The organism is Algoriphagus namhaensis, from assembly GCF_042649705.1.
GTDB classification, from domain to species: domain Bacteria; phylum Bacteroidota; class Bacteroidia; order Cytophagales; family Cyclobacteriaceae; genus Algoriphagus; species Algoriphagus namhaensis.
Genome location: NZ_JBHRZS010000007.1, coordinates 1,062,451 through 1,075,759, shown reverse-complemented (window position 1 = coordinate 1,075,759; position 13,309 = coordinate 1,062,451). Strand labels below are relative to the sequence as shown.

Annotated in this window: 13 protein-coding genes; 5 read left to right on the top strand and 8 right to left on the bottom strand. The window is 41.2% G+C overall.

The genetic code is table 11. From position 1 onward, the window contains the following. Positions 1–84 precede the first annotated feature (84 nt). Positions 85–456: a DUF2237 family protein gene (locus ACFOSV_RS12945; RefSeq protein WP_377906435.1), complete on the bottom strand. Its 372-nt coding sequence runs from the start codon at positions 454–456 to the stop codon at positions 85–87. 3 nt (positions 457–459) lie between these two features. Further along, positions 460–843, bottom strand: a complete 384-nt coding sequence (locus ACFOSV_RS12940; RefSeq protein ID WP_377906434.1) for a DoxX family protein — start codon at positions 841–843, stop codon at positions 460–462. 87 nt (positions 844–930) lie between these two features. Here ACFOSV_RS12940 and ACFOSV_RS12935 point away from each other — a divergent pair, with 87 nt between their 5' ends. Further along, positions 931–2,463, top strand: coding sequence for a BCCT family transporter (locus ACFOSV_RS12935; protein WP_377906433.1), 1,533 nt, complete (start codon positions 931–933; stop codon positions 2,461–2,463). Here the strand turns inward: ACFOSV_RS12935 and ACFOSV_RS12930 are convergent. Genes ACFOSV_RS12930 through ACFOSV_RS12920 form a run of 3 tightly spaced genes read right to left on the bottom strand, consistent with a single transcriptional unit; the run spans position 2,460 to position 3,570 of the window. Then, positions 2,460–2,834, bottom strand: coding sequence for a DUF983 domain-containing protein (locus tag ACFOSV_RS12930; protein WP_377906432.1), 375 nt, complete (start codon positions 2,832–2,834; stop codon positions 2,460–2,462). The genes ACFOSV_RS12935 and ACFOSV_RS12930 overlap by 4 nt on opposite strands. A gap of 11 nt (positions 2,835–2,845) precedes the next feature. Continuing rightward, positions 2,846–3,055, bottom strand: a complete 210-nt coding sequence (locus ACFOSV_RS12925) for a hypothetical protein (protein ID WP_377906431.1) — start codon at positions 3,053–3,055, stop codon at positions 2,846–2,848. Between the two features lie 2 nt (positions 3,056–3,057). Beyond that, positions 3,058–3,570, bottom strand: coding sequence for a DUF4920 domain-containing protein (locus ACFOSV_RS12920; RefSeq protein WP_377906430.1), 513 nt, complete (start codon positions 3,568–3,570; stop codon positions 3,058–3,060). A gap of 213 nt (positions 3,571–3,783) precedes the next feature. Here ACFOSV_RS12920 and serA point away from each other — a divergent pair, with 213 nt between their 5' ends. Continuing rightward, on the top strand, positions 3,784–5,676 hold the full coding sequence (gene serA / locus ACFOSV_RS12915; RefSeq protein WP_377906429.1) for a phosphoglycerate dehydrogenase: 1,893 nt from the start codon (positions 3,784–3,786) through the stop codon (positions 5,674–5,676). 161 nt (positions 5,677–5,837) lie between these two features. Here serA and ACFOSV_RS12910 read toward each other — a convergent pair whose 3' ends face one another. Genes ACFOSV_RS12910 through ACFOSV_RS12900 form a run of 3 tightly spaced genes read right to left on the bottom strand, consistent with a single transcriptional unit; the run spans position 5,838 to position 8,228 of the window. After that, a complete protein-coding gene (locus ACFOSV_RS12910; protein ID WP_377906428.1) occupies positions 5,838–6,329 on the bottom strand; it encodes a hypothetical protein in 492 nt (163 codons plus the stop codon). A 35-nt stretch (positions 6,330–6,364) separates the two neighbouring features. Continuing rightward, positions 6,365–6,811 (bottom strand): DUF1572 family protein, encoded by a 447-nt coding sequence (locus ACFOSV_RS12905; protein ID WP_377906427.1) that lies wholly within the window; start codon positions 6,809–6,811, stop codon positions 6,365–6,367. A gap of 25 nt (positions 6,812–6,836) precedes the next feature. Beyond that, entirely contained in the window at positions 6,837–8,228 is a 1,392-nt protein-coding gene (locus ACFOSV_RS12900; RefSeq protein ID WP_377906426.1) for a DEAD/DEAH box helicase, read from the bottom strand. A 195-nt stretch (positions 8,229–8,423) separates the two neighbouring features. On the opposite strand from ACFOSV_RS12900, the gene ACFOSV_RS12895 reads away from it, so the two are divergent. The 3 genes from ACFOSV_RS12895 (at position 8,424) to ACFOSV_RS12885 (ending at position 13,241) form a co-directional block, all read left to right on the top strand. Beyond that, positions 8,424–9,494: a carboxypeptidase-like regulatory domain-containing protein gene (locus ACFOSV_RS12895; protein ID WP_377906425.1), complete on the top strand. Its 1,071-nt coding sequence runs from the start codon at positions 8,424–8,426 to the stop codon at positions 9,492–9,494. Positions 9,495–9,509: 15 nt separating this feature from the next. Next, positions 9,510–11,384: a gamma-glutamyltransferase family protein gene (locus tag ACFOSV_RS12890; protein ID WP_377906424.1), complete on the top strand. Its 1,875-nt coding sequence runs from the start codon at positions 9,510–9,512 to the stop codon at positions 11,382–11,384. A gap of 330 nt (positions 11,385–11,714) precedes the next feature. Next, entirely contained in the window at positions 11,715–13,241 is a 1,527-nt protein-coding gene (locus tag ACFOSV_RS12885) for a M20 family peptidase (RefSeq protein ID WP_377906423.1), read from the top strand. Positions 13,242–13,309: the final 68 nt, after the last annotated feature.

Below are 13,309 nucleotides of genomic sequence, written 5' to 3'. Positions count from 1 at the left end.
CTTTAGCTATAACGGGCATGAAGCAGAAAGAGTTTAGTAAACCTTCGATTTTTGTTAGTAATATTTACAAAAAAGATATGAAGTCTAACTATTTTCTTTTAAAGCATGGCTCAATAGCACTTCAAGAGGGATTATTTTTAAAGTGGCCTCATTGGTAGCTTCTAATTTCACTGCAGGTGCAACTCCAGCGCGGTATCCTTCCAGCCATCTCAAAGCACACAAACACCAAAAATCTCCAGCCTTCAAACCCGGAAAATGATACTGAGGAATTGGAGTGATTAAGTCATTTCCTTTAGATCTAGAGAACTCTAAAAACTCATCTGTCATCTTCGCACAGATGGTATGCGTACCGAGATCCTCTGGGCCAGTTTCACAGCATCCATTGCGGTAATAGCCTGTGAGCGGGTTAGTACTACAGGGGATCAAGTCTTGACCAAATACATTCTTCGAGTCCATAGTTTATGATTTTGTATATATCCAAGCCCAATACACCAAAACAGGATGCACAAGGAGCAACCTTACCCAGCCTATCCATTCATCCACACACAAAACATCTGGCATACAAGATCCTATCTGAATGAAATAAACGTGAGAGGGAATAAATGCTATTAACATTAGAACAATTCCCCAAGCAGCTATTTTTTGAGTTTTGGGAATCAAAAGTCCAATAGCTCCTAAAATCTCGGCTATTCCTGCTACCCAGTTCAAAAACTCATGAGCAGGAAGGTAATCAGGAATCAAAGGCAAGTAGAATTCTGGAGATACAAAATGATTGACCCCTCCAAAAAAGTAAAACAGGGCCATGACATACTTCAGTAGATTTAAGATCAATTTCTTACTCATATTTTGTGAAATCTATTATTCTGAATAGAAGGTAATTGCCTCATTCGTTTTTTTAGAAAGACATTACCCTCTATATTGTTTTGTTAGATGAGCAAACAAAGCAATTTTTTTAGACTTAACACCAGACCCTGGGTTTTTTGGCCACCGTTTCTAGCTCTGATCTTCGCGGTGCTCATGAGCTTGTTCACGCCAGAGGTATTTTCCACCTATGTGAAAAGACTGCAAGAGTTGATTTTAATGAATTTTTCTCTTGCCTTTAGTTGGACATCCTTTTTTCTGGTTCTCATTTTAGTCGTCGTCCTGTTTTCCCCATTGGGAAAGTATAGAATCGGCGGACCAGAGGCTAAACCTCGCTTATCTAAATTCAGCTGGTTTGTCATCGTGTTGTGTACCACCATCGCAACAGGCATTTTGTTCTGGGGAAGCGCTGAGCCACTTTTTCATTTTTACAATCCTCCGAGCTTCTTTAATTTCAAACCCACGAGTTCTGAGGCAGGTGATTTCGCTGTAGGTGCTTTGTCATTTCATTGGGGGTTCACAGTTTATGCGGTGTACGTGGTTCCCTCCTTGGTATTTGGACTGATGCTTTATGCCAGAAAACCCAAATACACTTTACAGATCTTATTAAGACCCGTTTTGGGAAATCATGGTGGAGAAAAATGGGCCGGAATTCTAGATTCTATTTGTCTCTTCGCACTTGCTGCAGGAATGTCAGCCTCACTCGGAGCAGGGATAATGAGCCTTTCAGGAGGACTGCAATCCTTCTTTCCCAGTTGGAATGATAGCGTAGCTAGAGCGATCATTACTGTTGTGATCTTGATTACTTTTTTAATTTCTTCATCGACGGGGATTGACAAAGGGATTAAGAATTTATCCAAAGCTAACTTTTACTTTTTTGTCGTCCTGATTACACTTTTTGTTGGCTTAGGTCCTGGCCTCTCCGTCCTAACTATGATCGGCAACAGCCTGGGGCAGTTTGCATCAAATTTTCTAGACCTAAGCCTTCAACTATCTGGAGCTGGTGATCAATGGACCTTTGATTATACCACCTTCAATCTTGCTGTTTGGATAGCTTGGGCACCGATTACTGCACTATTTTTGGGTAAAATCGCCTTGGGAAGAACTGTTCGGGAATTCATCATCTTTAATTGGATTTTACCTTCCATATTTTGCTTGATATGGATGGCAATCTTGGGAGGCACCACCATAGAGTATGCCTTTCTTTCTCCTGAGACATATAAAAATATTTTAGAAATCCAGGGCCCAGAATCTGTGGTATATGAAATATTCAAAGAGATGGGATATTTCAGCTTTTTTTCCATCCTTTTCATTATGGGAATGTATATTTCCTTCGTTACGGCGGCTGACTCTAGTACGGAAGCCTTGGCGAGCATCAGTATGAAAAAGTCGGGTAAGGACACCTTTAATGCAGATATTAATCTCAAAGTCCTCTGGGGATCCCTCATCGCCGGTTTGGCTTGGATCATGATTACCTTTGCGGGATTGGATGGAGTGCGGATGCTCTCAGTAATTGGAGGTGCACCTGCATTTTTTATCTTACTCCTTTCAGCATTAAGTTTGGTTTTGCTTATGCTTAATCCTAAAAAATATCTCCCTTAATCTCCTTTATATTTCAGTTTTCCCACCATGTAGAGATACAAGATTTTGGAATACCTCAACATGGCTGGGAATAGAAATAAATTACTGACCACAACAGTGGTAATATACATCCAAAGCTCTGGCTCTTCAAAAAGTACATTCATCGCCACAAGCGAAGAAATGACCAAGGCCACAGAGAATGCATAGCTGATATACATTGCGCCATAAAAGAAATCTGGCTCAGGCTGAAAGTTTGCCCCGCAATGATCACAATAATGATTGACCGCGATCAGCCTTCTAAAGCTAAAAATGGAAACAGGGAACATGGATCCTTGCCTACACTGGGGGCATTTACCGCCGAGTATGGCTCCGGCTAAACTTGGTTTACTCATTGAGTTATTCTTTATCTGGAACTGTATTCGTCCAGTTCATAATCCTTTCCTCTACCCCATCTCAGAAGCTCCTCAAGGGTATAAAGCTCAAGGGTATCCAAATCTTTGACTTGAAAATTATCGCCAGAAATCCTATCCATAATTTCAATCACTCTGGATTCTCCCATATTCACAAACCTATACTTCCTCCCCACTCGAAGATTGTCCAGCGCAATTGACATACTTAGGCTTTGTCTTTGATTACGACCCCAGTAGCTTCAAAAGTAATCTCTCGCTTTGGAGCTGTGATTTGTTCAATTTCCTCCTTGCTTTTACCCTGATCTTCAGCAAAATGTCTCAAGGTTTCGACATCAGTTTCTACGATAGTTGCTACGCCCTCTAAGACGATTGGGAATCCTTGTGAATTGGTAGGCACGAAAAATCCGTAGTCTTTGAAAGTTACTCTCATGCTCTCCCCATCAGGAAGGTCCATAGTCAACCAGCATCCTTTTTTGGTGCAGACTTCGTTGATTTCTCCTACAATTTGACCCTCGAAAGACTCTCCCTCATTCAATTGAGAAACTAGCTGTGCGGTGGTCAACGCAGCTGCTTCGCTAATTTCAACACCATACTTACCTGGCACCTCTTGCGATTCCATTTCAGGAGCTTTTTCTGTTTTTTCCACTTTGACTTCAGCATTGCAAGCTGCGAGTAGGACAACAAGTCCAAGAGCCACTAGAGTTTTAAAATTTTTCATATATCTGTCGAATTGGTCGTAAAAATAGCTTCTAAAAATGTGACTAGAAAGTAAATGACTTTTCAAATTTGCCTCCAAGCCTCCGTTCAACCAAAATAGAATCTTTTTAAATTCAAAAGTTTAAAAAAGAATCTCAACAATTCTTTCAATAAAACTTCCGATTTGTTGTCAATCCCCTAATTTTACCATCTAATTCTTTCGAATTCTCAACCTATGCCTAGCCCCAAACGATTTATTATTGACTTTGACAGTACCTTCACCCGTGTCGAAGCTCTAGATATTTTAGGTGAAATAAGCCTAGCCAACGACCCAAAAAGGGAAGAAAAACTTCAAGCCATCAAGGACATCACAGATCGCGGGATGGGTGGTACTGTTACCTTTAGAGAAAGTCTAGAACAGCGACTCGATATCCTGAAAGCCAATAAAGCTCAGATTCAAGAACTGGTGGGAAGTTTACGAAACTATGTCTCCAAGTCTTTTGAACGTAATCAGGAATTTTTACGAGAGAATGCAGAAGACATTTACATCCTTTCCAATGGTTTTAAGGAATTCATTATTCCCATCGTAAGTGAATATGGAATTAAACCTGAAAACGTCTTTGCGAACGATTTTGTATTCAATGATGCTGGTGAAATCACCGATTTCAACCGAGACAATCCACTTTCTAAAAATCAAGGTAAAGCCGAAACTTTAAAGAATCTGAATCTCGAAGGGGATATTTATGTGATTGGAGACGGCTACACAGATTACGAAATCAAGGCCTCTGGTCTGGCCAATAAATTTTATGCATTTACTGAAAACATCCACAGAGACAAAGTGGCCGAAAAAGCAGATCACGTGGCTCTAAGCTTGGATGAAATCCTTTATGTCAATAATTTGAACAAGAAATTTTCCTACCCAAAAAGTCGAATCAAGGTTCTTTTACTTGAAAACATCCACCCAATCGGAGAAAATATCCTTCGCGAAGAAGGCTATCAAGTGGAAGTTGTAAGCTCAGCTATGAGCGAGGATGAGCTTTGTGAAAAAATTAAAACGGTTTCAATTTTAGGTATCCGATCTAAAACTCATGTGACCAAGCGAGTCTTAGATCATGCAGACCGTTTGCTGGCTATTGGAGCATTTTGTATTGGGACTAATCAAATTGATCTGGAAACATGCCAGGAAAAAGGAATTGCAGTCTTCAATGCACCATTTAGCAATACCAGATCTGTGGTGGAAATGGCCATTGCAGAGATCATTTTCTTGATGCGAAATTTTGCAGATAAAACGGCCAAAATGCACCTAGGAGAATGGGATAAATCTGCTACTGGAAGCTTTGAAATCAGAGGAAAAAAATTGGGAATTATAGGCTATGGAAATATTGGTGCTCAGCTTTCTGTTTTGGCGGAAAATATGGGGATGAATGTTTTTTATTTTGACGCAGTCGAAAAACTTGCCTTAGGAAATGCTACTAAGCTAAATTCCCTGGATGAGCTCTTGAAAACCTGTGATGTAGTATCCCTTCATGTGGATGGCCGAAAGGAAAACAAAAACCTCATGGATGCTAAGCGAATCAAATCCATGAAAAAAGGCGCAATTCTGCTTAATTTGAGCCGTGGTCACGTTGTGGATATTGATGCTTTAAAAGAAGCCATCCTTTCCGGACATTTGGCTGGTTGCGCTGTGGACGTATTCCCAGAAGAGCCTAAAAATAATTCTGAGCCATTTGAATCTGAACTCAAGGGATTACCCAACACTATCTTAACCCCTCACATTGGAGGCAGCACTCTAGAAGCACAAGAGAATATTGCCAATTTCGTTCCCGGGAAAATCATGGAATATATTAATACCGGCAATACGTTTAATTCTGTAAACTTCCCGAATATCCAATTGCCATTTTTGGTGGATGCGCATCGTTTGATTCACGTTCATGAAAATTCACCAGGGATTCTTGCTAAGATCAACCAGATTTTAGCCAACTATGAAATCAACATTGTGGGACAGTATCTCAAGACCAATGAGAAAATAGGCTACGTAATCACAGATATTGATAAAGCCTACTCCAAAGAAGCCATTGAGGATCTCAAGGCTATTCAGGGTACGATACGATTTAGAGTATTATATTAATCTAATATGAATATCAGCTTTCTTTCCAGTGAAAGAATATCTTATTGATCGAGGTTAACCTGGAAGTTCTGTGGACAGTAGACCGTGGTCATTGGACGATTATCCCCGATATTTACCCAATAAACTTTCCGTACTGGATTAATTGCGGATAATCATCTAATCTAATCAATGGAAACGCCTCGCATGAGTCGAATTCGACCAATCAATACGAAGGTGGTGTAAGCTGTCCAGACGACTAAAGGAAATACGAAATAGGCTAACTGAGGGGAGATCTGCCCTACTTGGGAAGCAAGCCAAAGTGAAACCATCAAAATCAAACCATTTCCTAAAAGTCCAAACTTGATGGCAGATATGCCTGTGGCTTTTTCAAGACCAAGGGTATAATAAGGATACATGGCACAAACAAGTGCTAAAGTGAAAACATTGAATGCCATTTCACTCATATCCATTCCAAAAAGTTTGCTTTGCAAAGTGGCCAACAAACCAAAAAGAACAATCCAAACGATCGGAATCATGATTCCGGCAGGCTCAAACCATAGGCGTTTAGAGGGGCTATTTCCCTCAAACTTCAATCCTAGAAGAAAAGCAGGCAGGCTGACGAAAACCAAAATGGCTTCGAAAAAAATAATATTGACCAAAAGGCTGCTTTCCATAAAATTAAAACAGCCCAAATGCATAAAAGTTTAGATTAATTTTGATCAAATAATCTCCTGTGATAGTTTATTTGGCCAAGATGATAATTCAAATGACCATACAGGTGCAGTAAAAAGTTTTGATAGGTCAATTCTCGTGGAAAGGGTTGAATAGGAAATTTATCTGGAAGCTGATTCTCGCTCAACCCATCAAGACTTTTGGAAACACAGCTTCTAGCCTCTTTAATTTCTTCAATTAATTTCTCGCGAGGGACAGGAATACCTGAAAACTCAAATTCCCGATCCCTAACATAGTCGATTCCTCCTATTTCCTTTCCGATAAACGCCCGAAGGTTACCACAAAGGTGCACACAGAGTGCTCCTCCCGAGTTAGTAATCTGTCCATCCACTTTCCAAAGATTTTCTTCACTTTGATAGCTTTCTATCTCCTGACTTAGCTTGGTCAGCTCACGGTCAAATAAAAATTTCAAATCCTGAATCATAAGTAAATGCTTTGAGTGAAACTTCTTAATCAATCACATTCCTACGATTCCCAAATTTGCTTCCTTCTGAAGGTTTATCCTTTGAAGTGGGTTTCGGAGAATTACTAGTCTGTTGATTGGATTGATTTGGAGGTTTTTGAGAATGATTCCGCTTATTTGAGCCTTGTCCACCCTTATTCTGATGTGGTGGACGCTTTCCTTTAGGCCCAGCTTTACGAGGACCTTGTCCTCCATGATTCCCTTTGGAATTTGAGCCTTTACCTTTTTTCTGGCCTGGTGCATAAACTGGACCTTCTTCAAAGCCTTCTGGCAAGGTCATTCGGTTTACTTCCATACCTATCAAAGCCTCAATTCGATCAAATTTCTGCTGATCCTTTGGGTTGACAAATGTGATCGCCTCTCCTTCCTTATCTGCACGAGCAGTACGTCCCACGCGGTGAACATAATCTTCTGGATCGCCAGGGGTATCATAATTGATTACGAGTTCTATTCCAACTACATCAATTCCACGTGAGATAATATCTGTACCTACCAGAATCTTCAAGGTTTTATTTTTGAAAGCAGACATGATTTTCTCCCGATCGAGCTGCTCTAAATCCGAATGAAAGGCCTCGATGTCAAACTTCCTTCGGAGAATTCGATGGAGTGCCTTGACTTTGTCTTTGGTCGAACAGAAAATAATTACTGCCTCATAGGCTTTCTGAGAAAGGATATGCTTAACCAATTCCTCTTTCTGGTTATCATATACTGAATACATAGACTGAGTCACCCCAGCAGCCGTCTTTCCTATGGCAATAGAGATCTCCTCAGGATTTCGGAGAATCTTCATGCTAAACTGCCTGATCTTTTGTGGCATAGTTGCCGAAAAGAGAATGGTCTGACGGTCTTTCGGTAGGTAATTGACGATTTTCAGGATATCATCCGAAAAACCCATATCCATCATTCGATCGGCTTCATCAAGCACCAAATGCTGTAAACTACTGAGGTCCATTTTGCCACCGGCAAGTAATGCAATTAGTCTACCTGGTGTAGCAACGATAATTTCAGCACCTGTTTCGAGGGCTTTCTTTTGTTGCTCCCAAACGATCCCATCTCCACCGCCATAGACGGGAATGGAGCTGATTCCTAGAAAATAGGCAAAGCCTTGTATTTGCTGATCGATCTGTAAAGCGAGCTCACGCGTGGGAGCCAAAATCAGCGTATTTAGCTTTCCAACCTCTGATTTTGATATTTTATTTAGAATAGGAAGTACAAAAGCAGCGGTCTTACCCGTACCCGTTTGAGCGCAAGCGATCAAGTCTTTATTGTCAAGAATGACAGGTATTGCTTTTTCCTGAATAGTGGTAGGCTGTTCAAAGCCCATTGCATCGAGTCCTTCTTGAAGAGAAGGCTCAAAGTTGAATGAAGAGAAATCCAAAGGTTATGGTGATTAGGTAATAATCGAAAAAAACGTCTAAACAAGAAGTTTAGCTATCAAAGATACCATTTTCAACTCACTTTACCAGATAATTCTATGCTTCAGCGCTCGATTACTACTTGTCAGGAGAAATAAAAAACTTTTTTCCCCTTCCATACATTTACTCTATATTACATAGTATAACCCATCAATCGCATGATCAGGCACCCATTTGATTCAAAAGCCCGAATTCTTACAATTTTTATTTTCGCTTTTTTCCTAGGATTCACTGGAATGGCCCAGCAATTCACCCTAAAAGGACGAGTATTGGATGCTGATACAAAGAATTTTATCGATGGGGCAAGTGTCACTATCAGAGGAAACGCTGATGGTGAACTCACCAGTTCTGGGGGTTTCTTTGAGCTCCCTGACTTACTGGCTGATCGCTACGTTTTATCTATTCGATTTAATGGATACAATTTGTATGAGCAGGTGGTAAAACTAGAATCTGATTTGGATTTGGGTGACATTTTCTTGGTGAAATTTGGAGCTGAAGGCACAGGCGCGGCCATTCAAAAAACCATCCGCGCAAACAATATCACATCACTATTCAACGAACGTCCCAATATGATTGGAGGAAATATGGTGTATGGTATTCCTCCCGAACCAAAAAAATTAGTCGGAACTTCCTATATCGATGATAAATGGAACTCTGCCTCTATCCTACTTTACAGAGATCAGCAACTTTTAGAGGGTTTTCGGGCCCGCTACAATGTGATTTCAAATATGTTTGAACTCATGGAGCCTGAAAACAATCTGGTTTCCATCATGCCTGGGCTAAGAATTCAAAATATCGTTTGGGTTGACTCTGCATATAAAGTACCTCGGTACTTTGTCAATGGAATGGATTTTAAAGAAGAGGGTGCTCCAATATCCGGTTTCTTTGAGGTACTGGTTGATGGTGAATTACCACTGATGCGAAGAACTAAAGTCATTTTAAAGGAATCCAACTATAACACGGCCCTCATGGTTGGTGAACGAAATGACCAACTGCTGAAAAGGAATTATTACTATTACCTCAAAGGAAAAGAAGTAATAGAAATCGAAAAAAATAGAAAAAAATTCTACGCAATTTTTGGGGACAAAGCTGAAGAAATGGAATCCTTTGCAAATGATAACGGATTGAATCACCGAGAGCCTAATCACATTTTTCAGCTCTTCACCCGATACAATTCCTTATTTCCTGGCTTTAGCCCTATTATCACCCAATTAATCGAGGATAAATAAATCTCAATTTGAACTATGAAAAAGTACCTACTTTTCCTGCTTTGCATCACTTCATCCATCACTTTTGCACAGCGACTTCCCAATGAAGCACCTGGTAGCAAGCCCACTCAGAAACCCGTCCTTCATGGAAAAGATTGGGTAGCTATTACAGGAAAACCGCTAGCGGCAACCGCAGGTGCACAACTCTTCTATCAGGGTGGAAACGCCGTGGATGCTGCCTGCGCGATGCTCGCAGCCACAGCCACCATGTGGGATGTGCTCTCTTGGGGCGGTGAAACACAAGCTTTGATCTATCATCCCACACTCAAAAAAGTCATCGCCATCAATGCAATGGGTGTAGCGCCGACGGGTGCGACTGTTGAGTTTTTTAAATCTGAAGGAATGGACTATCCGCCGGCTTTTGGACCATTAGCGGCAACGACTCCGGGAACTGCAGGAGGCCTGATGACCATGCTCGCAGAGTATGGCACCAAAAGTCTTGAGGAAGTTTTGGCGCCAGCAATGAAACTTGCACAGGGCTATCCAATAGAAGCCCAAACTGCGAATGCTATCGAAGGAGGCAAGGAAAGAATAAAACAATGGCCTTACTCCAAAAAAGTGTTTTTGCCTCACTTGGGTGAAGAAAGAGAAGGTCCACAAGTTGGAGAAATTTTCATCCAAAACGACCTGTATCAAACTCTCTCCAAACTAGTTGAAACCGAAAGAGCAGCCTTGGCTGCAGGAAAGAGTCGCTCTGAAGCGATCTATGCCGCAAATGATCGGTTTTATAGAGGTGATATCGCCAAAGAAATTGTCCGTGGAGCTCGTGAGCAGGGTGGGCTTTTCACAGAGGAAGATCTGGCTACTTGGAAAGCGAAAATCGAAGAACCATTAATGGTCAATTACAAAGGAATCGAAGTTTATAAACTACAGGAATGGACTCAGGGACCTGCGCTACTTCAGTCTTTGAATATTTTGGAGAATTTTGACCTTAAGTCAATGGGCTATAATTCCACACAATACATTCACACCCTTTACCAGGCAATGAGCATGGCCTTCGCAGACAGGGACTTCTATTACTCGGATCCTGCTTTTGATCCAGTATCCCCCATGAAAGGACTTCTTTCGAAGGAATATGCAAAAGCCAGAGCTGCCCAAATCAATATGGAGGCAAATGACCCTAATATTGGGCCAGGTGATCCTTACCCATTCCAAGGAGGTGTAAATCCTTTCAAAGATCTACTGGCCAAACAGCGGGAAACCGTCGCGGTAAATCTTCCCGGAGAACCCATCCAAGGGCCAGATGATCCCTATTTATTGGAGTTCCAAAGTGGAACCACATCCATTCAAGCAGCTGATAAAGATGGATGGGTAGTTTCCATCACACCAAGCGGCGGTTGGGTACCGGCAGTAATTGCAGGAAACACAGGGGTGGGCATGAGTCAGCGGATGCAGAGCTTTGTTTTGGATGAGAATTTGAATCCCTACAATCTAGTGGAACCCGGTAAAAGACCAAGAGTTACCCTCACACCTAGCCTAGCTTTGAAAGACGGAAAACCATTTCTATCCTTTGCTGTACAAGGAGGGGATTCCCAAGATCAAAATCTTCTCCAGATGTTTTTGAATGTGGTGGAGTTTGGAATGAACGTACAAGAGGCCACCGAAGCTGCCAACTTCAATACCTACCAGATGCAAAGCTCTTTTGGAGATCATGCGATCAAACCCGGAGCCATGACCTTACGTGAGGATACCTCTCCATGGGTTCGCAATGAACTAGCCAAAATGGGCTATCTCATGGATTTTTGGTCCAAAACATCAGGTCCGATCAATGGAATTTGGTTTGATTGGGAAAACGGCACCCTTTGGGGCGGAAGCTCAAACTATGGGGATGATTATGGGATTGCTTGGTAAATTATGCCCTGAAGACGGCTATCCGTGGGAATAGCTATTTTTTCAAAAAATTCATCCAATAATTCAGTGAACAATTGTGATTGTTTGTTTCTACATAAGAAACATTGTCAGATCTAGATTATCTTGCTCTTCGGTGAAAAATAGTTTTTCTCTTAATCTTATCTTAAAAAATGCTACTTGTTTTAGCTCATGAGTAATTTTTATTCCTTTTGCTGTGCAAATCACTAATAGGTTGCTGTCTTAATTTTTGAGGTAATGGGTATAACTGATAAATGTCATACTTATTAGGCATTATTTTTAATAATTTTGAAAACGCAACATATAGTAATCATGAAAAGCAAAATACTCATTTCACTAATCTCGATTTGTTTATTTCACTGCAGCCAGCCAGAAAAAACTGAAACCATTAATCTAGAGGAATTTACCTCGAAGCAGATGACAGGAGTAGAGCAGATTTCAATAGACGTTGATTTGAATGCTGCCATAGATCGGCTCTCGAAGGCAGTAACTTACAAAACCATTTCGAACCAAGACAGAGAGGATTTTGATACCGAGGCATTCCTCAGCTATCATCAATTCTTAGAAGATTCTTATCCAGAAGTTCATAAGACTTTGAGCAAAGAGGTTCACGGAGATCCTCGGCCTTATAGTTTATTATATACCTGGGAAGGCAAAGACCCATCACTTGAGCCTGCACTTTTTTATGCCCATATGGATGTGGTGCCGGTACCTGAAGATTCCAGAGATGAATGGAAAGTAGATCCATTTGCTGGAACGGTAAAAGACGGCTATATCTGGGGAAGAGGTGTCTTAGATGACAAAAATCAGGTGCACGCTATTCTAGAAGCTGCAGAAATGAAAATAAAAGAGGGCTGGCAACCATCCAGAACTATTTATTTTGTTTTTGGACAAGATGAAGAAGTAGGTGGTGCAGAAGGTGCAAAAGCCATCGCAGATGTACTAGAAGCTCGTGGAATTGAGCGATTCGCCTATGTAATGGATGAGTCAGCTCCTTTAACCCCTGGTATTTTCCCAGGAATTGATGCTAATACCGCTCTTATTGGGATCGCTCAAAAAGGATTTATCAGTCTAGAGTTGGCTATAAATGGTATCGGAGGTCACTCATCTATGCCACCAGAGGAATCTAATATTGGTATTCTAGCAGAAGCCATAGTGAAGCTCGAAGATGCCCAGTTTCCTTATAAAATTCATCCAGCCGTTCGCTCACAATATCTCTACATGGGCCCAGAGTTGGACGAAGCGAATCAGCCTCTATATGCTGCTGTGGCTTTCGGAAAAGATGATGAAATGACCGAACTGGAACAAGAATTCATTGATGTTATGTCAAAAAATGAAGTTACACGAGCCATGCTGCATACGACTATTGCAACCACCATATTCAATGCTGGCGTTAAGGATAATGTCCTCCCTCCTGCAGCTACTGCTGTAGTTAATTTCAGACCCATGCCGGGAGATACACCAGAAGTAATCATTGAGCATGTAAAAAATGCTATACAAGACGATCGCATCAGCATTCGTGATATATCCGCCTCCACTCCAGCTACCAATATTGCCGAGGTGGGCAACGCCGCTTACACTATGCTAGAAAAAACCATCCGCCAGGTTTACGGAAACGACCTTATAGTATCACCGTTCTTTGTGGTCGGTGGCTCGGATTCAAAGCACTTTCAAGCGAGAGATTTTGCTCCTGATGTCTATACGATCACGGCTATCCAATTAGAGAATACCGAAGAGTTTAAAGGATTTCACGGTGTCAATGAACGTATTCTAGTGGAAGAATATGCAAAATCAATTGGCTTCTTTTATCAAATATTTGATAATCTGGAGGAGTTTTAAACGATTTTCTTGCATCCTCTAAAATTCAAACCCTAGTTAAATCCTTTTTTACTTTGGGTATGATTGAC

Bases quoted from the DNA above. Each gene is read 5' to 3' on its own strand.
- ACFOSV_RS12890 (WP_377906424.1), top strand. From the start codon at position 9,510: ATGAAAAAGTACCTACTTTTCCTGCTTTGCATCACTTCATCCATCACT.
- ACFOSV_RS12945 (WP_377906435.1), bottom strand. From the start codon at position 456: ATGGACTCGAAGAATGTATTTGGTCAAGACTTGATCCCCTGTAGTACT.
- ACFOSV_RS12895 (WP_377906425.1), top strand. From the start codon at position 8,424: ATGATCAGGCACCCATTTGATTCAAAAGCCCGAATTCTTACAATTTTT.
- ACFOSV_RS12920 (WP_377906430.1), bottom strand. From the start codon at position 3,570: ATGAAAAATTTTAAAACTCTAGTGGCTCTTGGACTTGTTGTCCTACTC.
- ACFOSV_RS12885 (WP_377906423.1), top strand. From the start codon at position 11,715: ATGAAAAGCAAAATACTCATTTCACTAATCTCGATTTGTTTATTTCAC.
- ACFOSV_RS12930 (WP_377906432.1), bottom strand. From the start codon at position 2,834: ATGAGTAAACCAAGTTTAGCCGGAGCCATACTCGGCGGTAAATGCCCC.
- serA (WP_377906429.1), top strand. From the start codon at position 3,784: ATGCCTAGCCCCAAACGATTTATTATTGACTTTGACAGTACCTTCACC.
- ACFOSV_RS12905 (WP_377906427.1), bottom strand. From the start codon at position 6,811: ATGATTCAGGATTTGAAATTTTTATTTGACCGTGAGCTGACCAAGCTA.
- ACFOSV_RS12925 (WP_377906431.1), bottom strand. From the start codon at position 3,055: ATGTCAATTGCGCTGGACAATCTTCGAGTGGGGAGGAAGTATAGGTTT.
- ACFOSV_RS12935 (WP_377906433.1), top strand. From the start codon at position 931: ATGAGCAAACAAAGCAATTTTTTTAGACTTAACACCAGACCCTGGGTT.
- ACFOSV_RS12940 (WP_377906434.1), bottom strand. From the start codon at position 843: ATGAGTAAGAAATTGATCTTAAATCTACTGAAGTATGTCATGGCCCTG.
- ACFOSV_RS12910 (WP_377906428.1), bottom strand. From the start codon at position 6,329: ATGGAAAGCAGCCTTTTGGTCAATATTATTTTTTTCGAAGCCATTTTG.